General features: G+C 43.7%; 21 protein-coding genes and 1 riboswitch. Of the genes, 20 read left to right on the top strand and 1 reads right to left on the bottom strand.

The annotated features are described in order from the left end of the window. The first annotated feature begins 42 nt into the window (after positions 1 to 42). From nirB to L2729_RS08040, 7 genes are all read left to right on the top strand, one after another. Positions 43 to 2,658: a nitrite reductase large subunit NirB gene (gene nirB / locus L2729_RS08070; RefSeq protein ID WP_248987817.1), complete on the top strand. Its 2,616-nt coding sequence runs from the start codon at positions 43 to 45 to the stop codon at positions 2,656 to 2,658. Continuing rightward, positions 2,655 to 2,981 (top strand): nitrite reductase small subunit NirD, encoded by a 327-nt coding sequence (gene nirD / locus L2729_RS08065; RefSeq protein ID WP_248987816.1) that lies wholly within the window; start codon positions 2,655 to 2,657, stop codon positions 2,979 to 2,981. Before nirB ends, nirD begins: the two co-directional genes overlap by 4 nt. 31 nt (positions 2,982 to 3,012) lie before the next feature. Next, a complete protein-coding gene (locus tag L2729_RS08060; RefSeq protein ID WP_248987815.1) occupies positions 3,013 to 4,494 on the top strand; it encodes a NarK family nitrate/nitrite MFS transporter in 1,482 nt (493 codons plus the stop codon). A 174-nt stretch (positions 4,495 to 4,668) separates the two neighbouring features. Then, complete coding sequence (locus tag L2729_RS08055; RefSeq protein ID WP_248987814.1) at positions 4,669 to 6,465, top strand: bifunctional protein-serine/threonine kinase/phosphatase; 1,797 nt, start codon at positions 4,669 to 4,671, stop codon at positions 6,463 to 6,465. A 271-nt stretch (positions 6,466 to 6,736) separates the two neighbouring features. Continuing rightward, the gene (locus L2729_RS08050; protein ID WP_248987813.1) at positions 6,737 to 7,372 is read left to right on the top strand and encodes a response regulator transcription factor; all 636 of its coding nucleotides are present in this window, start codon (positions 6,737 to 6,739) and stop codon (positions 7,370 to 7,372) included. A 169-nt stretch (positions 7,373 to 7,541) separates the two neighbouring features. Beyond that, entirely contained in the window at positions 7,542 to 7,889 is a 348-nt protein-coding gene (locus L2729_RS08045; protein ID WP_248987812.1) for a hypothetical protein, read from the top strand. A 51-nt stretch (positions 7,890 to 7,940) separates the two neighbouring features. Then, complete coding sequence (locus L2729_RS08040) at positions 7,941 to 8,399, top strand: hypothetical protein (protein WP_248987811.1); 459 nt, start codon at positions 7,941 to 7,943, stop codon at positions 8,397 to 8,399. A gap of 86 nt (positions 8,400 to 8,485) precedes the next feature. Here L2729_RS08040 and L2729_RS08035 read toward each other — a convergent pair whose 3' ends face one another. Further along, on the bottom strand, positions 8,486 to 8,899 hold the full coding sequence (locus L2729_RS08035; protein WP_248987810.1) for a helix-turn-helix domain-containing protein: 414 nt from the start codon (positions 8,897 to 8,899) through the stop codon (positions 8,486 to 8,488). A gap of 188 nt (positions 8,900 to 9,087) precedes the next feature. On the opposite strand from L2729_RS08035, the gene hinT reads away from it, so the two are divergent. The 13 genes from hinT to L2729_RS07970 all read left to right on the top strand — a co-directional run bounded on the left by hinT (position 9,088) and on the right by L2729_RS07970 (position 18,941). Beyond that, positions 9,088 to 9,444: a purine nucleoside phosphoramidase gene (gene hinT, locus L2729_RS08030; protein ID WP_248987809.1), complete on the top strand. Its 357-nt coding sequence runs from the start codon at positions 9,088 to 9,090 to the stop codon at positions 9,442 to 9,444. Then, complete coding sequence (locus tag L2729_RS08025) at positions 9,441 to 9,944, top strand: PaaI family thioesterase (RefSeq protein ID WP_248987808.1); 504 nt, start codon at positions 9,441 to 9,443, stop codon at positions 9,942 to 9,944. The genes hinT and L2729_RS08025 overlap by 4 nt, the downstream gene beginning before the upstream one ends. Further along, complete coding sequence (locus L2729_RS08020; RefSeq protein ID WP_101091107.1) at positions 9,937 to 10,407, top strand: PaaI family thioesterase; 471 nt, start codon at positions 9,937 to 9,939, stop codon at positions 10,405 to 10,407. Before L2729_RS08025 ends, L2729_RS08020 begins: the two co-directional genes overlap by 8 nt. A 49-nt stretch (positions 10,408 to 10,456) precedes the next feature. Beyond that, positions 10,457 to 10,846 carry a YcfL family putative periplasmic lipoprotein gene (locus tag L2729_RS08015; protein WP_248987807.1) on the top strand — a complete coding sequence of 130 codons (390 nt, stop codon included), beginning with the start codon at positions 10,457 to 10,459 and terminating at the stop codon, positions 10,844 to 10,846. Between the two features lie 121 nt (positions 10,847 to 10,967). Continuing rightward, positions 10,968 to 11,099, top strand: a riboswitch (TPP riboswitch). A 51-nt stretch (positions 11,100 to 11,150) separates the two neighbouring features. Beyond that, positions 11,151 to 13,289, top strand: a complete 2,139-nt coding sequence (locus L2729_RS08010) for a TonB-dependent receptor (protein ID WP_248987806.1) — start codon at positions 11,151 to 11,153, stop codon at positions 13,287 to 13,289. 67 nt (positions 13,290 to 13,356) lie between these two features. Next, positions 13,357 to 13,617 carry a hypothetical protein gene (locus tag L2729_RS08005; protein WP_248987805.1) on the top strand — a complete coding sequence of 87 codons (261 nt, stop codon included), beginning with the start codon at positions 13,357 to 13,359 and terminating at the stop codon, positions 13,615 to 13,617. Positions 13,618 to 13,722: 105 nt separating this feature from the next. Beyond that, positions 13,723 to 14,385: a nicotinamide riboside transporter PnuC gene (pnuC, locus tag L2729_RS08000; protein WP_248987804.1), complete on the top strand. Its 663-nt coding sequence runs from the start codon at positions 13,723 to 13,725 to the stop codon at positions 14,383 to 14,385. A gap of 1 nt (position 14,386) precedes the next feature. Next, positions 14,387 to 15,415, top strand: coding sequence for a phosphotransferase (locus tag L2729_RS07995; RefSeq protein ID WP_248987803.1), 1,029 nt, complete (start codon positions 14,387 to 14,389; stop codon positions 15,413 to 15,415). 134 nt (positions 15,416 to 15,549) lie between these two features. After that, positions 15,550 to 16,392 (top strand): DUF6279 family lipoprotein, encoded by an 843-nt coding sequence (locus L2729_RS07990; protein WP_248987802.1) that lies wholly within the window; start codon positions 15,550 to 15,552, stop codon positions 16,390 to 16,392. Between the two features lie 110 nt (positions 16,393 to 16,502). Then, on the top strand, positions 16,503 to 17,096 hold the full coding sequence (locus L2729_RS07985) for an HvfX family Cu-binding RiPP maturation protein (RefSeq protein ID WP_248987801.1): 594 nt from the start codon (positions 16,503 to 16,505) through the stop codon (positions 17,094 to 17,096). Between the two features lie 104 nt (positions 17,097 to 17,200). Then, complete coding sequence (locus L2729_RS07980) at positions 17,201 to 17,749, top strand: NAD(P)H nitroreductase (protein WP_248987800.1); 549 nt, start codon at positions 17,201 to 17,203, stop codon at positions 17,747 to 17,749. A 44-nt stretch (positions 17,750 to 17,793) separates the two neighbouring features. Further along, a complete protein-coding gene (locus L2729_RS07975; RefSeq protein WP_248987799.1) occupies positions 17,794 to 18,396 on the top strand; it encodes a GNAT family N-acetyltransferase in 603 nt (200 codons plus the stop codon). A gap of 140 nt (positions 18,397 to 18,536) precedes the next feature. Next, positions 18,537 to 18,941: a hypothetical protein gene (locus L2729_RS07970; RefSeq protein ID WP_101091096.1), complete on the top strand. Its 405-nt coding sequence runs from the start codon at positions 18,537 to 18,539 to the stop codon at positions 18,939 to 18,941. The last annotated feature ends 125 nt before the right edge of the window (positions 18,942 to 19,066 follow it).

The following is a 19,066-nucleotide window of genomic DNA, read 5'->3' as shown; positions in this document are numbered from 1 at the left end:
TTGTTGGCAAAAAGCCAGTGTGGATAGCGATAGGGGCGAAACATGAAAACAAATAAACCCAAGTTGGTCGTTGTGGGAAATGGCATGGTTGGCCACCATTTTGTCGAGCAGTTATGTGAACAAGAGATCAGCCAACACTATGATGTTGAGGCGTATGGCGCCGAAAAGATACCTGCTTACGATAGAGTGCAGCTGTCTAAATATTTTGTCAGCGGCAGCGCAGATGAACTGATGCTGACGTCACAGGCTGATTATGAGTCTAAGGGTATCACGCTACACCTGGGTCAGCAGGTTTCACATATCGATACCGCGAATAAATGCCTGACCGTTAATGGCGAGCAAACCCCATACGACAAACTAGTGCTGGCAACAGGATCTTATCCATTTGTACCGCCAATAAAAGGCAATGATCGCCGCGATTGTATGGTGTATCGCACGATTGACGATCTAGAAGCAATAGAGCAAGCAGCGCTCAATGCCAGCTCTGGGGTCGTGATCGGTGGGGGCTTACTCGGGCTTGAGGCGGCTAATGCGTTGAGCGCATTAGGCTTAAAGACCCATGTGGTTGAATTTGCACCGCAACTGATGTCAGTGCAGTTAAACGATAAAGGCGGTGAGCTACTGAAGCAGAAAATTGAAGCGTTGGGGCTTGGTGTCCATTTGAGCAAAGCCACTGAAGAGATTGTCGATGGGGAGACGGCGCAACATCGGCTTAAATTCAGTGATGGAAGCTTTTTAGAAACGGATCTGATTGTATTTTCTGCGGGTATTCGTCCTCAAGATACATTGGCAAGAAACAGTGATATCAGTGTCGGTGAACGAGGTGGCATCGTTATTGATGATAACTGCCAGACCTCTGTTAATGATGTGTATGCGATAGGCGAATGTGCTTTATGGCAACACAAGATATTTGGCTTAGTGGCCCCTGGATATCAAATGGCAAAAGTGGCCTTGTCGCAAATTACGCCGCTAATGCCGGGTTTATCGGTGGCCCCTTTGACATTTTCGGGGGCAGACATGAGCACCAAGTTAAAGCTACTTGGCGTTGATGTGGCGTCAATTGGCGAAAGTCGTGGCTTTGATAAAGCGCAATATGTTGAGTTGAGTGACGTACAAGCGGGCGTCTACAAAAAGCTGTGGCTTGACGAAACGGGTCTTTATCTTCGCGGCGCGGTGCTTGTCGGTAACGTCGATGAATATAGCCATTTGCTCAGTCAATACTTGAGCGGTGAAGCGCTTGAGGAGCCGGCGGTGACCTTATTGTTGACGGATGAGTCAGCGCCACTAACGCTAAAAGACAACGCCATAGTGTGTTCGTGTCATCAGGTGACCAAGGCCGACATTGTTGAAAAGGTGATAGCGGGTAATCATCAATTGGCTGAGATAAAGAGCTGCACCAAAGCGGCTTCAGGTTGTGGTGGCTGTTCTGCTTTGGTACAGCAGATCATTGATCAAACGATGCAGGCGCAAGGGTTAGAAACGGACTCCGGGATCTGTTGTCATTTTGATCATGACCGTCAGGCGCTATTTCACCTGTGCCAGGTTGAAGATATTAAAGACTTCGAACACTTATACCAACAGCACGCCGTCGCGAATGCCTCGCTACTGGCACTGGGTTGTGATATTTGCAAACCCGTTGCCGCCTCTATTTTTGCTTCGCTAGAAAATCAATACGTGCTTAATGAAAAGCATGTGGCACTGCAAGACAGCAATGACGCCTATTTAGGTAATCTACAAAAAAATGGCAGCTACTCAGTGGTGCCAAGAGTCCCTGGAGGGGAGATCACCCCAGACAAGCTAATCGCCATGGGGCAAATTGCCAAACGATACGATCTCTATACCAAGATCACTGGCGGGCAGCGCATAGATATGTTTGGCGCACAACTTTCAGACCTACCCGCGATTTGGTCAGAACTGATAGCACAAGGGTTCGAGACTGGGCATGCCTATGGCAAGTCACTGCGCACGGTTAAATCATGTGTTGGCAGTACTTGGTGTCGATATGGCGTGCAAGACGCTGTCGGCTTAGCGATTGCGTTGGAGCATCGATATAAGGGCCTGCGCTCTCCCCATAAGATTAAGTTTGCCGTGTCGGGCTGCACAAGAGAGTGCGCCGAAGCACAAAGTAAAGATATCGGTGTGATAGCCACCGAAAAAGGATGGAACCTGTTTGTGTGTGGTAATGGTGGCATGCGACCAAGACACGGTGATCTATTTGCCACCGATCTTTCTACTGAACAGTTAGTTCAGTACATCGACCGTGTATTGATGTTCTACACCAAAACAGCCGCTCGATTACAACGCACTTCGGTGTGGATGGAGTCACTTGCTGGTGGGCTTGAGTATTTGCAGTCGGTGATCATTGATGACGCACTGGGTGTGAATCATGAGTTAGAGCAGCAGATGGATAAAGTGGTGGCGAATTATCAGTGTGAATGGAAAACCAGCTTACAAGATGACGTTTTTCTGCAGCGCTTTAGTGAGTTTGTTAATCCAGAAGAGGCGCCGACGAACGCTGAAAAACACTATCAATATCAACGTGAACAAAAATTCCCAATAGCATCTGATGTGCAGACTTTTGCTGCGATAAATAACCGTGATTTAGGGGCGGGCAATATCGCTATCACCCTATTAGATAATGAGGATGCATTGGTATGAGTTGGGTCACTATCTGCGAAGAGTCGGCACTACCGGCAAACAGAGGGGTTGCCGCTTGGGTTGCTGGTCGAGCTGTTGCGGTATTTCATTTGGGAGAGGCAGGAATATTCGCGATAGATAATATTGACCCCGCTACCGGGGTTAGCGTGCTGTCGCGTGGACTATTGTGTGAACTCAATAATGAGCTGTTTGTCGCCTCGCCAATTCATAAGCAACATTACAGTTTAACGACCGGCCAGTGTTTGGAAAATGAAGCGCTAAGTGTCGATATTTTTGAAATCAAACGTCAGTCGGGCAACGTTCTGGCGCGTGCATTAGCTTAAGGATGAGGGCGCTATTATGTTCAAGGACAGTATGAGTTATAACAATGTAAGTCAGTCAACATTTAAGCTGTTTTCATTTTCAGGAAAAATGAAAATGATGCACCTAAGCTGGATGGCATTTTTCATTACCTTTATGGTTTGGTTTAATGCGGCGCCTCTGCTGGGGGTGATTGCTGAGAGTATTGGGCTGACGACAGCGCAAATAAAAACCCTGCTTATTCTCAATGTCGCCTTAACGATCCCGGCGCGCGTATTGATTGGTATGGTGACCGATAAGTATGGACCCAGATTGGTTTACTCCTTACTACTTGGCTTTTGCTCTATCCCTTGCTTTATGTTTGCCTTGGGGACGACTTTCGAGCAATTGGCATTAGCCCGTTTCCTCCTTGGGTTTATTGGCGCAGGTTTTGTTGTCGGTATTCGCATGGTCAGTGAATGGTTCCCTGCGAAAGAGTTAGGCACTGCAGAGGGGATCTATGGTGGTTGGGGAAACTTTGGTTCAGCGGCAGCAGCCTTTACGTTGCCGACGATTGCGTTAGCATTTGGGGGGCCAGATGGATGGCGTTATGCCATTGGTCTCACCGGTTTGATGAGTTTAGGTTTTGCATTTATCTACTACTTTAATGTGACAGATACTCCTAAAGGCTCAACCTATTTTAAACCGAAAAAGGCGGGGGCACTGGAAGTCACCAGTAAGGGCGATTTTGTGTTGCTACTGATCATGAAAGTGCCCATGTATGCCACGTTAGCATTGCTGACTTGGAAGTTATCACCCACCGGCGTGGTGATGTTTAGCCAACAAGTCACCAATGGCATTTATGCGCTACTTATCGCCATCTTTATCATTGACGTATATCAGACTTATCAAGTCAACAAACCAGTATTTACTGGCACTATTCCAGAGTTCGAGCGCTATGAATTTAAGCAAGTGGCAGTGCTCAATGTATTGTACTTTTCAACATTTGGCTCTGAACTGGCAGTTATTTCTATGTTGCCGCTTTTCTTTGCTGAGACATTTGAACTTGGTTTTGCACAAGCGGGAATGGTGGCGTCTTCGTATGCCTTTATGAACTTAATGTCTCGTCCTGGAGGTGGCTGGTTAAGTGATCGTTTTGGCCGTAAATCAACGTTATTGATTTTAACGGCAGGGCTCGCCATAGGCTATTTAGGGGTTGCGCAAATTGATGGCAGCTGGGCATTGCCTTTAGCCATCGTGATGGTGATGGCTTGCTCGTTTTTTGTTCAAGCTGGCGAAGGCGCTGTATTCGCGGCTGTGCCACTGATTAAGCGCCGTTTGACGGGCCAGATAGCCGGTATGACCGGAGCATATGGCAATGTGGGCGCGGTGTTCTTTTTAACTGCTTATTCAATGGTATCAACGCAAACATTTTTCTACATTATTGCGACTAGTGCGCTATTTGGCTTTTTTACATTGTTCTTGATGACCGAGCCCAAGGGCCATATCGCTGAAGTGAATGAGAAAGGTGAAGTGACCTTGATTAGCGTCAATTAGCTAAGAAGCGCGGCCCTTCGGGTTCATTTCAATACTTTTGGTTTCTACGACTAGAGTGCGTTACGAGCTTTCGCGCAAGCCTCGTACTAACCCCATTTTTCTTTACGGGTAAGAGTCGAACAAAAACGATGCTCGAAAGATCAACAGCCCCTAGGTAGACCTTGGATAAAATGGATGAACTCTTCAAAAGATAGCAATGCTATAGCCTCATTAAAGTCTGCTAATGGCTTAATGATAGCGGCGGGTCAGTATTCTGATAAGGGCATTAAAGCCACAAACGAGGATGCTATTGGGATCCGTATTCCAAGTGGACTGATGCTCACAACTAAGGGGGCGGTTGCTGCAATAAGTGACGGCGTGAGTACGGCCGAAAGTGGCGCTGCCGCCTCCGCCATTAGTGTGAGTAATTTCCTCGCGGATTACTACTCGACTCCTGATCTTTGGTCGGTAGAAAAGTCCAGTACCCAAGTATTAACGGCACTGAATCGATGGCTTTACGGATTAGGGCAAGATTACCGCGATGCAAGGCGGGGCTACGTATGTACCTTTAGCGCATTAGTCTTTAAATCCTGCCATCTACATCTGTTTCATGTTGGGGACTCAAGAGTTTACCGTTACCGCGATGGTACGCTCGATAAACTTAGCCATGATCACACCAGCCTTGTAGGGAAAAACCAGCAGTATCTGGCTCGAGCCATGGGGTTAGATGTCAACGTTGACGTGGATTACCGAATGCTAGCGATAGCCAAGGGCGATCTGTATTTACTCACCACCGATGGTGTGCATGATGTCATTACCGACATCGAAATTGAGGCAAGACTGCAGCAGTTTTCTCAAGGTCGCTGTGATGCAGAGACAAGTGCTGGATTTACCGATGAAGAGTGCGATCAGTTCTGTATGGCGATGGTTGATAACGCGTTTAATTGCCGCTCTCAGGACAATGCGAGTTGCCAGCTACTGTATATCGAGGCCTTACCGGATAAAAACATTGATGAGGTTTATCGAAGTCTATCTAAACTGCCATTTCCACCGCCGCTGAGTATTGGCATGACATTGGATGGTTACAAGGTGGTTGAGGTGTTGCACCAAAGCCAGAGAAGCCAAGTCTATTTAGTTAAAAATGAGCTAGGGAGTTTGATGTGCATGAAAACACCGTCTATTAACTATTTAGATGATGCGGCGTACATAGAACGATTTTTGCTTGAAAGCTGGATTGGCAAACGTATTAATAGTCCTTATGTGGTGTCGATAATCGATCGAAATAGAGCGAAGTCGGCACTCTACTATTTAACCGAGTACCTTGCCGGTCATTCGTTGAGTCAATGGATCAAACACAATCCAACACCCGAAGTTCAAACGGTATTAGAGCTGTTAAAACAGCTAGAGACGGGGATACGAGCGTTTCATCGTAAAGAAACGCTGCACCAAGACCTTAAGCCTGACAATCTAATGTTGACCAATGAGGGGCGGCTGAAGATCATCGATTTTGGCGCCTGTTTTATTAAAGGTATTGCTGAGATCAGCAGCCCCTTACCACGAGACCGAATATTGGGTACTGCAGATTATTCTGCCCCAGAGAGCATACTGGGTTATCAAGTTAATCAAAAAGCCGATCTTTATTCTATTGCGGTCATCGCGTTTGAGATGTTAACGGGTCGATTACCCTTCGATGGCAAGCAGTCGCACTGTAAAACGAAACAGGATTTTTTGCGGCTTAAGTATACCTCCAGTTATGACATTAACCCGCTGGTGCCAATCTGGATGGATAAAGCCCTTAAAAAGGCGCTTAGTGTTGCGCCAGAGCAGCGCCAAGCTGACAGTAGTGAATGGTTGTTTGAGATGACTCAACCGGTAACGCATTGGCAGCAATCAGCCATGAAATCGCCATTGATTGATCGTCAGCCACTGCTTTTTTGGCAATGTTTGACGGTGTTTTTTGGGTTGTTGGCCGTATTACTTGCGCTGTTTTAAGGTGAGTCACATGCAGTTGTCGTTAACATCAGTTTGCTATAGGGTTGAATGAATTGACGTCCCAAAGGAAGAGGCGGCTATAACAACGATGGGAGTCTTTTATTAACAGATTATCGAGGTGTGTAATCTGTATTTTCGATAGTAAAAAAAGTGTGAGTAGGATGAAGATTAAGGTTTTTCAATGTTGAATTTCTTTCGTTAGTTCATTATTTGAATTTTGTATTACACTTATACATACAAGGATGATCACCATATAAACATGGAGAGTTAAATGTTTAAAGTTATGCACTGGGTTATTGTAACCCGATCACAAATATTAGTCGATCTGCTCAATACTCGATGGCCTCAACAATTTTTAGTTAAAATTCATAATGTTATTCCAGATAATGTGATCGATAATTTTACTGAGAACAGAGTAAGCTTGGTCATTATTGATCTCTCTAGTGTCGATATCCCAAAAGCCTATCAAATTCAACGAAGGTTAGAGAAGGAGAGGAGTGGGGCTCGGGTTGTGTTCCTGCATTATCCTCAACAGGTAGATGCCAAATTCTTAGTGCAAAGTAATATTACAGCGGGACTATTCTATTCGGGCGCCTCATTAGACACTATTGGTTTAGGCATGGCCAAAATAGTTCAGGGGCTAACTTCTATCCCAGACGATTTTAATCAGCAAGATGTTCATAACGTCAGTACTGATGAAGAGTCAGACGCTCTGACTATCCGAGAACGTGAAGTACTGCAGGTCCTGCGTTCTGGGAGTACCAACATTGATATTGCAAATCAACTGTTTGTTAGTGAAAGTACGATTAAAACCCATTTATATCGCGCTTTTAGAAAAATTGGAGTTTCTAGCCGTGGCCAAGCAATCGCTTGGGCACAAATGAATACCCATGAAGTCATTCAATAAGCCTCTTCAATGGGATTAAGCTCTCATTGGCTTTACTGATATTGTTAGGCGCTCAACTTAAGTGCCTTTTTTGTTACGATCATCATAAGTAAACCCATCGCTATACACTTGTGTATTCATCTGATATTATCACTCTCGTGATTAAACGATGAGATTGAAAGAGATGAATATGATTAAAGTTATGATGTTGGCTATTACTATTCTATCGGTAATGTTTTCTGCTGAAGCGGCCACTGTCGGTTGTGAAAGGGCGGGTGGAGTGAAATGCCAGAAAGTTAATAAGCCCTACAAGCCCTATAAACGTGCAAAAGTGGTTGTCATTCCTAGAAGTCATCTCCATTACCATGCTTATCATACGCCACTGCTTTCAGCATTAGGCTTAGCTATTGTGCTAGATGCTGCCGGTAATGCGGTAACCAATAAAGGCGATAAAGTGGTGGTGCTTGGGGAAGGTAATGAAGTTAAAAACGTTTATGAAAAAGATGGCGTTGTTTACCTGATTAAGGAACAGAGTTAATCAGGAATTGGTTAAATACAGTAGGGATAATAAAAGATTTAGGCTAACTAAATGAACAAAGTTGATGAGTTTAAGCGACATCTAAAATTTTTAGATCACGCCTTGGTGATGATCGTTGCGCTGATGTGCTTTTCTGGGGTGATGTTTATTATTAAATCGCAGGGTTCTGAAATGAGTATTTTGACGATGGCAGTGACTCTGCTTCTGGCGTTAACGCTCTATATTTTCAAGCTGTTAATTGTTGGGTTGAGCCATAGTACGTTAAGTTTACTGGATCATCATCGGCAAGCGAAAGGCGTAGACATAAGGCCATTAGCCTTAGGTAAAGTGAGTGGTTTTGGACTGTGTACTTTTTGCAACGAATATGAAACCAAGAATACATTGCTTGGCCGCTATGTTTGCTCTGGGTGTTATCAAGTCTTTTTGAAAGTAAGAGAAACGTCGACAGCGACAGCATTGAATGATGAAACATCATTTGGCAAGAGGCGTTCTTTAAAGCGGGTCGTTTAGCGCTACGGCTTGTGCTGCCGAAGGGCCAAATCAACGGCAAGGCGTGTTATTTGGCCATACTCAACTGATTAAGATTAACATCGGTATTACTTATCTTGTTCACGTTCACTGTTTAAAAATTCAAAGCCTCTTTTCCAAAATATAAATTGCTCTTCATCAGGTAACTTTCTCACTTCTTTAAGCATATTGTTAAAAGCTGAGTCAATCATAAGTCGATCTGATAATTTGAGGTAACGATACACAACAGGTCTTAACACAACTGAAAAATTCCCGCTAAGATCTGAGTAACGTTGTTCTTCTAATGCATACGTATTCAATACCAGTTCACGCATGCTAAGTGCGGCAAGTAGTGAGTTCTTGTCACTGAATGACTGATATTGAGCGGCGCGTGAGTAACCGGCTCTTTTGTGAACGTCAGACATATTGAGCGCGATCATGCCATTTTCTTGTATCAGCTCGGCGGCAGCATTAAGCAGTGCGGTTTCTTTAGTGGTTAGCATGATGAGTCCTGTAAATTTTTTATTTATTTAAAATGGATATAGCCCTAAAGTCAATCATATTGTGTATACACCTGTTCAATCGGCACTCAAATCATGGCAAATAGACTTTTTAACCCTTAAAAACGCGAATCGCCAGATGCTGTTTTTCGAGTATACTAGGTTTAACTTATTCTTATGAGAGCAATAAAATGGCCGAAGAAACCATATTCAGCAAAATTATTCGACGTGAAATTCCAGCAGATATCTTATTTCAAGATGAGCTAGTGACTGCATTTAGAGATATCAGTGCACAAGCGCCGACGCATATATTGATCATTCCCAACCATCTGATCCCGACAATAAATGATATTAAGGCCTCTGATGAGAAAGCGTTGGGAAGAATGATGTCTGTGGCGGCCAAACTGGCTCGCGAGGAAGGGATTGCAGAAGATGGTTATCGCCTGATCTTGAACTGTAATGAACACGCAGGCCAAGAGGTTTTTCATATTCACATGCATCTAGTCGGAGGCCACTCTTTAGGCCCTATGTTGAGTAAAAAACGATGAAAAAAACTGCCGATGTTTTCCCGTTAACGGAGATGGCAAGTCGATTTGTTGGGCAACTTACTCAGTGCCAAAAATTAAAGCTTAAGGTACTAGAGGGCAGTGATAAACATGTGCTCATTGAGCTGCCTTATGATCCTCAACTTGTTGGTTACCCAGACACCGGTGTGATCCACGGTGGAGTGATAACAACATTGATGGATACGGCCAGTGGTTGCGCAGTAGTGTGCTCTATTTTTGAACAGTTTGGCGCTTTGGAGATCTCACCAACGCTTGATTTACGAGTTGATTACATGAAACCTGCTGAACCGTTTAAGCCAGTCTATGGTTTTGCAGAGTGTTATAAATTGTCATCCAGCGTCGCTTTTACTCGTGCTATTGCTTACCAAGACTCAATCGATGATCCCATTGCGAATGCGGTAGGCTCGTTCATGCGAATTAGTCCGGAAATGGTTGGCGAAGAGTTTAGACAAGCACTGATGGGAGAGCCGCGTCATGACTAACCCGAGTCATTCAGAATCAGATGCGACCAAGTTAGATTTCAAAAGTATCGTACGAAAAGCAACGGAACTAAATGATTTTGGTCACTTGCTTGAACATGTACCTTACGCCCAGTTTATTGGAATGGGTGTTGAGCGTTTTGGCGATGAGCTGGTTTTTAAGCTGCCAGCAAAAGATGATAATATCGGTAACCCAGTACTACCTGCACTGCATGGTGGTGTTATCGCGGGTTTTATGGAAATGTCAGCCATTGTGCAGCTAATGGTCTTTATGCAGACAACCAAAGTACCAAAAGTAGTTGATTTCTCGATAGATTACCTCAGAGCTGGCTACCATAAAGGCAGCTTTGCTGAATGTAAGATCACTCGCCAAGGTCGACGAGTCGCTAACGTGAGCATTACTTGTTGGCAGACTAATCGTAAACACTTGATTGCGACGGCAAGAGCCCATTTTTTAATAGACTAACTTAGCTATCTTTGTATTAACACTGAATGATTTTATTCTAGGGAACAAAATGAAAAAATTGATTTTAGGCTTATTTACAGCATTGGTTGTCGCGGCTTGTGCACCACACACTGCAGGCTTAATGGTGGGTTCTAAAGGTGAAATGCGTGTTGATAACAACAGCTTTGGTAAAGAAGTCACCGTGCAAAGCGTAATGGCGCGTCCTGAAGGTGGTTTTTTACAAGGCACTGGCACGATTATTAGTCAGGTCTCTACTGACTTGCGCTTGCAGTATAAATTCACTTGGTTTGATACCAGTGGCATGACGATTGATGATGAAGGCGTAAGCTGGAAGTCAGTAAAACTGCATGGCAAGCAGCAACTACAAGTATCAGCGGTTGCGCCTAATGTTAACGCAACTCGTTTTGAGCTATATGTAAGAAAAGCCTTTTCTAATTAATATGTAAACAATTAGACATTAATTTTGTTATGAAAACGTCAGTAAAGATGACGTTTTTTTATGCATAAAGATTGTAAACGTTAAGAAGTCTGTCATCAGCTTGTAAAATTGATGTATAATCCGCCGCGCCAAGGGGTGTTAAAGTCTATAAACCATAAGTTGGATATTGTGGACTTTAACTGAGATGTTGAAAAACGAACCCTTTGAACCTGATCCGGCTAATACCGGCGTAGGAATGGGCCACAATTCATTTCCCGATCGCTTCTTTATGTTGCCGGATCTCAAAATTTTTATTTGAGGTCCTATGTTAAATTTAAACGTTTATTCCCCTGTTGCGATTGCCGTCATGGCAGCGCTAGTGTCATCGCCTACTTTTGCCAATACTGACTCAAAGACTCTTGTTGATGAAATGGAAGTCATGGTTGTGACGTCTGATTTTCGTGGTACAACGCTAGACAAAATGCCATCAAGCGTCACCGTTATTGATCAACAGCAAATTGAAGATGAAGGTGCCCAGCACTTTGAAGATATCTTAAATTCAATTGCTAACTTCAACTGGTCTGGCGGTAGCTCAAGGCCTAAATACTTCCAAATTCGTGGTGTCGGTGAACAAGAAGAGTATCAAGGCGCACCTAACTCCTCTGTTGGCTTTATCGTTGATGATATCGACTTATCGGGTTTAGGCATGGCTTCAAGCATGTATGACCTACAACAAGTCGAAGTGCTAAGGGGACCACAAGGGACTCGATACGGCGCAAACGCATTAGCAGGCCTTATCTACCTTAAAAGTAACGACCCCACCGACGTATTTGAAAATGGTGCAGAGATCTCGCTAGGCGATGATAATTTGCAGACTTTTAGTGGCTTTAGCTCTGGACCATTAACCGACTCTGGTAACTTGCTTTACCGCGTGTCGTTACAGCAGCATCAGCAAGACGGTTATCGTGACAATCTTTATCTGGGTGAGAGCGATACTAATAATCGTGATGAATTTACCGGTCGCGCAAAATTACGTTGGTACGCGACTGAAGATCTAGAGATTGACCTGACCTACTTACATGCAAACTACGATAATGGTTATGACGCTTGGACATTAGATAACAACGGTTTTGATACGTTAACGGATGCGCCAGGCGTTGATAAACAGCGTACTAACGGTAGCGTTTTAAAGTTTACTTACACTGGTGCTGAAAACGTTGAACTGACGTCATTAACCTCTGTTGCAAAGTCAGAAACTCACCATAACTATGACGGCGACTGGGCTAACCCTGATTATTGGGACAGTCGAGATTGCGGCGGTAGCCCTTGTGAATATGAGTATAATTGGGATAAGAAAGGCGACAGACAGACCGTGACGCAAGAGTTTAGGTTATCTTCGACTGAATCAGGGCGTATTTTCGCGGGCAGTACCGACTGGCTGGTGGGTGTATATGCTATGGATTTACAAGAAGATAATGAGACTATGGATACTTATAGTCAGCTAAGTGCGGAATACGAAGCTAAAAACTATGCGTTATTTGGTCAGTTGGACTCAGATTTAGGCGCTAACTACGCGTTATCACTAGGCCTGCGCGTTGAGCGTCGAGACAGTGAATATAGTGATTCAGATGGAGACCGTTTTGATCCAAGCGAGACGATGTGGGGCGGCCATATTGCGTTAAGCAAAGCACTCAGTGAGAACCACGAATCTTATATTCGTGTCGCGAGAGGCTATAAAGCGGGTGGCTTTAATATGTCATTACCGCTCGAACTCGCCGATAAAAAAGAGTATGACACCGAAATTCTTTATAATTACGAAGTGGGATTAAAGTCGGTTTGGTTCGAGGGTCAAGCAAGCACCAATTTGTCAGTATTCTTTATGGATAGACAAGATCAACAAGTTGCGGCATCACAGCAATCGACAGTGGTAGGCGAAGAAGGTAATTTCATTCTCTTTACCGAAAATGCTGGCAGTTCTCATAACTATGGTGCAGAGCTTGATGCTAACTGGTATGCAACCGATAACCTAAAACTTTACACCAGTTTAGGTTGGTTAGAAACTGCTTATGGTGATTACGAATACGAAGATAAATATGGCACAGTGGTGGACCTTTCAGGCCGTGAACTAGCCCATTCACCTAACTTTACCTTTAGTGTTGGTGCCACTTATCGCAACGATTCTGGTTGGTTTGCTAACGTGAATACCAGTGGTAAGAGTGATTTTTATTACTCCGATAGTAATGAGTCGACATCCGATGCTTACCAAATATTTAATGCCAAACTAGGTTACGAAGCTGATATGTGGTCAGCCTATCTTTGGGGACGCAATCTATTTGATGAAAAATACGGCGTTCGAGGCTTCTACTTCGGTAATGAGCCTGATTTAGGCTGGGCAGATAAGCAATATGTACGCTATGGTGATCCTCGCCAATTAGGGGTCACCTTAAACGTTAAGTTTATGTAAAGCATCATTAATAAATAGATTAATATCTTTAATATTGTTATCAGCGATAAATGCTAAGGTCAAAAAAATGAAGTTAACTGCAGAAATTAGTTGCTACCCACTACAAGATAATTATTTAGACCCGATTAAGTGGTTTATAGGTCGAGTAGATACTTATGACAATATCCAGCGTGTGACTAACGCAATGGCAACACAGGTGTGCGGAGAGTACGCTGAGGTGATGGCAATGTTAGCCACCGAGATGGAAGCGGCTCACGAGAAGTGGGGAAAAGCGGTGTTTGTGTGTAAGTTTATCGGTGGTGAGCTCGACTTAAGCCACAGTGAATAACTAAGCTAACGTAGTGACAATTAGCCACAGAGTGTTATCGATACTTTGTGGCTTTTTATTTTAGGCTTTTAATAGCATATATTTTTAATAGAGAGACTTAAGTCAATGGCAGATTTCTGGCTATCGTTAGTCGACAGTTTTACATCAGCATTCGGTGAAGCGCAAGCGCTAACGGCTTGGGAAGCGGTTGCTGTGCTGCTGGCTTTAGCCTATTTGATACTCGCGATGAAAGGTAGCGTGTGGTGCTGGCCCGCGGCATTAACCAGTACTGCAATTTATACGGTGCTGTTTTGGAAAGTATCATTGCTGATGGAATCGGTGCTTAACGTTTATTATATGGCGATGGCCGTTTATGGTTATTGGCTGTGGAGCAAAGGAGGCAATGGCCATGATGGGATTAAAATTGTTTCATGGCGACTGTCGACTCACCTTAAATTGATTGCGATAACCACATTGCTGGCGCTGATTATTGGCTATTTTATGGCAACACAAACCCAAGCCTCATTTCCCTATTTGGACGCAGCAACGACCTGTTTTGCAGTGATGACAACCTTTTTAGTGGCTAAAAAAGTGTTGGAAAACTGGATCTATTGGTTTGTTATTGATGCCGTGTCTATCTACTTGTATGTGAGCAAGGGACTGATGTTAACGTCAGTGCTCTTTGTGTTCTATGTCGTTATGGTGGTGTTTGGTTACTTTATGTGGCGCAATAAAATGAAAACGCAGCAGCCAAGTGACAGTATGGCTGTACTGGCAGGAGCGACTTAAGTTGAGTGATTCGCTTAAGCAAGACTTAGCTCGCTATTTGACCCTGTCAGGTTTGACTCGGGTAAGTGTTATAGCCCCTTTAACGCAAGGTTTGAGCAATCAAAACTATTATGTTCGCGGATTACACCCGAGTAAGGCCGTAGAGTCTGAGTGGGTGCTTAGGCTTAACAGCTGGGCTAGCTCTCAAATCTGTGACCGAGATAGTGAAGTGCTTGCTTGGCGCTCTGCAAGCGATGCTAACCTCGCGCCTAAGGTGGTCTATATCAGCCCCGATAAGCAATTTTATTTGAGTGAGTTCTTATCCCAACAGCACCACCGTAGTTGGAGTGAGCTTATCAGTGCGAATGGGGCTCACCCAGTCACCCATACCCAAGAGGATTGGCCGGGTGCAGAACAATTGTTACTGCAATTACTCAATGGTTTAAAAGAGTTGCCCACTCCTGAAAATGTCATCGCAGTTGATAAACAATGGCAGATATATCACGCCCGTTTGTGCCAAATGAAGCAACAATTACTGAATAAAGACAGTAATAATCATCCAAGTATTGAGCCTTGGTTACAACAGTTTGATTGTTTACTCACACAAACAGATGCAATTAATTCAATGCTCGACACTCTCGATAAGTGCTTAGTCAATCTCCAGTTTAGCCATCGTGATTTAAATCCATTTAACATATTAATCGGGCAAGATAAGCTCCATTGCATCGACTTTGAATATGCTTGCAGCTCGCATCCATTATGCGATCTCGCCTCAGTGATCGCCAGTCATTCATTGTCGTCGAAACAGCGACATTGGTTGGTGGCAAATTATCTGCGACAGCAAAGTAATTTGAATCTACACGCATCGAATGCTGTACCTGCAGCCGTTGATCTATATTGGGTTTTTGCCGTCTGTTGGGCGCTGCAAATGGCGTTTGATAATATTCTAGCATTCGATGAAAACGGCCAAGCAATATCCTCTGATGAACAAGCAAGTAACTATCTTATTTGCGCCGAGCAATACCAGCATCTTATTGCCAGCTGTTCATAATTCAAGACTGTTTACGCCGTAAACCTGTCAATATATCCAACCCGACCTTGTAAACTCCCTTCATTGACACTTTGTAACCGTTCATACGATTGCGCATATTCTATGCTAGGTTGATATTAACGGTTGGGGGTTATATGAAAAAATTGATTTTATGGGGATTGTTATCGATTAGCTTAATTGGCTGCTCCACCAAAGTTGGTTATTACTTTTTGGATTGGGCAATTGAGTGGAAACTCGAAGAGTACGTTGCATTAGATGACCAGCAGGACAAACAATTTGAACTGGCGTTAGATGCATTTTTGGTATGGCATCGGACACAAGAAATGCCCCGTTATAAAGATCAGTTAGCCCTGCTCGCAGCTGAAATCAATCATCAACGTTTTAGCACACAATCTTGGAGTGATCATGTGGTTTCGGCTAAAGCACATTGGCTTCGAGTGTTTGATTTTGTTGAGCCATCGCTGATCCCAATCATAAGCTCTTTCTCAGATGATCAAGTTAAACAGGTGATTGCTGAACTTAGAGTCGAAGAAAAGGAGTTAAATGAGAAGTATCTTGGCAAGAGTCAACCGCAGTTGATTGAAATGGCTGATGAACGAATAGACAAACGGGTTGAAAAATGGCTTGGAAAACTCTTGCCGTCGCAAAAAAAAGCAATACATGCTTACAATGTTAAGCGCGGTGATACGTTAGATATGTGGCTTGAATACCGCCATGATTGGATCCGTTTATTCTCACAAGCATTAAAAAATAGGCAAAACCAAAAAGCGCTGTCACATAGCTTAAAGCTGTTAATGACTCAGCCTGATACGCTGAAATCAAAAGCCTATCAGACAAAATTGGATGACAACACGGCAAGATTCGGCGAGCTACTGATCAAACTAAACCGTTTAGCAAATCAAAAACAAAAACAGCGCTTTGAAAATAAATTGAATACACTCATTAGAGAGCTTACTGAAATCAGTGAAGATATTTAACCCTAGCATCTTGATATTATTGTTGCTGGATTGATTTTTATCAGTTGCAACTGAAAGATAATGATACTTGTTAAGGTCTAATAGGTTAACGGAATTAAAGAGGGATCGACATGCTACTTGGACAACTATATCAAAAATTTCTAAACACCATTCGCTATGCTGAAGGTATTGCACCGCTGGCGTTACGACTTTATCTCGCGCCGGTATTAATGCAAGCAGGTTATAACAAACTCTCCCATTTTAGTGACACGGCAGCTTGGTTTGGTAATCCTGATTGGGGACTTGGCTTGCCATTTCCTGAAGTGATGGTTGTCTTGGCAGCAGGCACAGAATTTGTCGGTGGTGGCTTACTCATTCTTGGTTTAGCGACTCGTTTAATCGCAATCCCATTATCAATTACCATGTTAGTTGCCGCTTTTGCGGTTCATTGGGATAACGGCTGGTTAGCAATAGCGGATGCGAGTTCATGGTTAGCAAACGACAAGGTGTTGGCATCGACAGAAAAACTTGAACGCGCTAAAGAACTACTACAACAGAACGGGAATTACGAGTGGCTGACCAGTTCAGGTAATATTGTGGTACTGAATAACGGCATCGAGTTTGCGGTAACTTATCTCTTTATGTTGGTGGCTCTGGTATTTATGGGGGGCGGCCGATATACCAGTCTTGATTATTACATTGCGAAGAAGAACGGCATTGCTTAACGAGCTCACTTTATTAAATCCCACCAAATAGGTGGGATTTTTTTTGGGAGCTTGATACTCTCAACTGAAGCAATTATTAATCTCAATTTATTAAGGATGATCCGTTGGACGCATTAACCCTTTTATTGACCAGACAATCCGCGCCACGCCTTATCGATCCAGGCCCATCAGATGACCAGCTTAAGAATATTTTAGACGCTGCGGCACGTGTACCCGACCATGGTGGTTTGACGCCGTGGGAGTTTATCATTGCGACGGGTGATGGGCTTGAGAAACTAGGGAACGTTTTTGCTGAAGCGTCAGCATTAAATGGTGCAGAAGAAGATGTTATCAATAAAACAAAGAACATGCCTTTAAGAGCCCCTATGGTCATCACCGTGGTGGCTAAAGTGAAGCAGCACCCCAAAGTTCCAGCATTTGAACAACAGCTTGCCGCAGGTTGCGCCGCAATGGCAATGCAGCAAGCTGTATTTGCACAGGGCCTGGGCGGGATATGGCGAACTGGTGCCTTAGCCTTTGATAAAAATGTGCATCAATTACTTGATCTTGAACAGACGGATCAGATTGTTGGCTTCCTTTATATTGGGACACCAGCACTGAAAGCAACAACTAAGCCGGTGAAAGAGGGGATGGGCTTCGCTCGATATTTATAGTGGATGAGCAACCCCTAGTGACTACAATTTAAAAGGAGATTGAGTTGAACGCACAACAAGTGAAAGACAATGCGCTGGTGGGTGAACACGTTGTTTTAGAACCTTTAACGTTAGCGCATGCTCCAGCATTGAGTATTGCAGTTTGTGATGGTGAGCTCTGGCAGCTGTGGTTTACCAAAGTCCCGCATCCCGACGATGTGAATGATTATATTAGCCAAGCTCTTTTAGCGGAAGAAAAAGGGGAAACACTGGCATTTGCGGTTCGAGATCGTCACTCTGGAGCTATTGTCGGTTGCACACGGATCTGTCATTGGCAGCAAAATCATCGTCGTCTTGAAATCGGCCACACTTGGTATGCTAAAAGTGTGCAACGCACTGCAGTCAATACTGAGTGTAAGTTACTGCTATTAGCCTATGCCTTTGAAACATTAGATGTTATCGCGGTAGAGTTTCGAACTCATATTCAGAATGAAGTGTCACGGCAGGCGATTTGTCGTTTAGGGGCGAATCAAGATGGTATTTTGCGCAACCATCAAATTTTAGAGAATGGCACTATAAGAGATACCGTCGTTTACTCGATTATCGACTCTGAATGGGGTGAGGTAAAAACCGCTCTGCGTAACAAACTCAATGTGACAATCTCATAAAAGCGAATACATCAATCGATGGTTTTTAACTCGTTCTAATTGTTAGCGTCTTTGCATCTTTTTTGATGTTACGCTTGATATTAAATGAAAGCTAAAGTAGAAGTAGTTAAATCGAACGAATATAAAAAGGGATTATTTTCATGTCTGGTACCACTTACGCAAGTACGCTAGCAATAGCCGTCGGTTTATTGTCTTTTAATGCTGTTGCGGGCGATGCTGAAGACGCATTGACTAAAGAGTTAACTGAATGTGCTGCATATTATCAGATAGCGTCGAATGCGATAGCAGCTATGAATGCACCACAAATGCAAGCAGTAGGTGATAGATTAAAACTCTCTGGCGAACAAGCGGTTGAAATCGCGAATAAATATCAAAGCACAGAGTATGTTAATCAGGCTGTTATTGCAGCTACAGAGCAACATAAAGCATCAATGCCTAACTCAAAGAGCTTAGGTCCTTTGATGGGGAAATATAAAGAGTCGTGTAAAGTGGTGATTAGTCAGCCAGATAAGCGGCTTGATTACTGGACCATGGCAACGATGTAATAAAAAGAGAGCGAAAGCTCTAATGCCGTTCACTTAAGGTGAGCGGCATTTTTGTTTCTAGCATATCGTTGAGGCCGTGGCTTTACTGTTCTGGGGAATGTTCTTTCCCGCCGGGGTTCAAGTAC

This window comes from Shewanella gelidimarina (assembly GCF_023283945.1).
In the GTDB taxonomy this organism is placed as follows: domain Bacteria; phylum Pseudomonadota; class Gammaproteobacteria; order Enterobacterales; family Shewanellaceae; genus Shewanella; species Shewanella gelidimarina.
Note: the sequence above shows the minus strand (reverse complement) of the source record. Positions and strands in the feature narration are given on the sequence as shown.

Excerpts from the sequence above, each read along its gene's own strand:
- L2729_RS08040 (WP_248987811.1), top strand. The coding sequence starts at position 7,941 with ATGAACAAAGTTGATGAGTTTAAGCGACATCTAAAATTTTTAGATCAC.
- L2729_RS08005 (WP_248987805.1), top strand. The coding sequence starts at position 13,357 with ATGAAGTTAACTGCAGAAATTAGTTGCTACCCACTACAAGATAATTAT.
- L2729_RS08020 (WP_101091107.1), top strand. The coding sequence starts at position 9,937 with ATGACTAACCCGAGTCATTCAGAATCAGATGCGACCAAGTTAGATTTC.
- L2729_RS08015 (WP_248987807.1), top strand. The coding sequence starts at position 10,457 with ATGAAAAAATTGATTTTAGGCTTATTTACAGCATTGGTTGTCGCGGCT.
- hinT (WP_248987809.1), top strand. The coding sequence starts at position 9,088 with ATGGCCGAAGAAACCATATTCAGCAAAATTATTCGACGTGAAATTCCA.
- pnuC (WP_248987804.1), top strand. The coding sequence starts at position 13,723 with ATGGCAGATTTCTGGCTATCGTTAGTCGACAGTTTTACATCAGCATTC.
- L2729_RS08050 (WP_248987813.1), top strand. The coding sequence starts at position 6,737 with ATGTTTAAAGTTATGCACTGGGTTATTGTAACCCGATCACAAATATTA.
- L2729_RS08055 (WP_248987814.1), top strand. The coding sequence starts at position 4,669 with ATGAACTCTTCAAAAGATAGCAATGCTATAGCCTCATTAAAGTCTGCT.
- L2729_RS08010 (WP_248987806.1), top strand. The coding sequence starts at position 11,151 with ATGTTAAATTTAAACGTTTATTCCCCTGTTGCGATTGCCGTCATGGCA.
- nirB (WP_248987817.1), top strand. The coding sequence starts at position 43 with ATGAAAACAAATAAACCCAAGTTGGTCGTTGTGGGAAATGGCATGGTT.
- L2729_RS08045 (WP_248987812.1), top strand. The coding sequence starts at position 7,542 with ATGATTAAAGTTATGATGTTGGCTATTACTATTCTATCGGTAATGTTT.
- nirD (WP_248987816.1), top strand. The coding sequence starts at position 2,655 with ATGAGTTGGGTCACTATCTGCGAAGAGTCGGCACTACCGGCAAACAGA.
- L2729_RS08025 (WP_248987808.1), top strand. The coding sequence starts at position 9,441 with ATGAAAAAAACTGCCGATGTTTTCCCGTTAACGGAGATGGCAAGTCGA.
- L2729_RS07985 (WP_248987801.1), top strand. The coding sequence starts at position 16,503 with ATGCTACTTGGACAACTATATCAAAAATTTCTAAACACCATTCGCTAT.
- L2729_RS07970 (WP_101091096.1), top strand. The coding sequence starts at position 18,537 with ATGTCTGGTACCACTTACGCAAGTACGCTAGCAATAGCCGTCGGTTTA.
- L2729_RS07990 (WP_248987802.1), top strand. The coding sequence starts at position 15,550 with ATGAAAAAATTGATTTTATGGGGATTGTTATCGATTAGCTTAATTGGC.
- L2729_RS08060 (WP_248987815.1), top strand. The coding sequence starts at position 3,013 with ATGAGTTATAACAATGTAAGTCAGTCAACATTTAAGCTGTTTTCATTT.
- L2729_RS08035 (WP_248987810.1), bottom strand. The coding sequence starts at position 8,899 with ATGCTAACCACTAAAGAAACCGCACTGCTTAATGCTGCCGCCGAGCTG.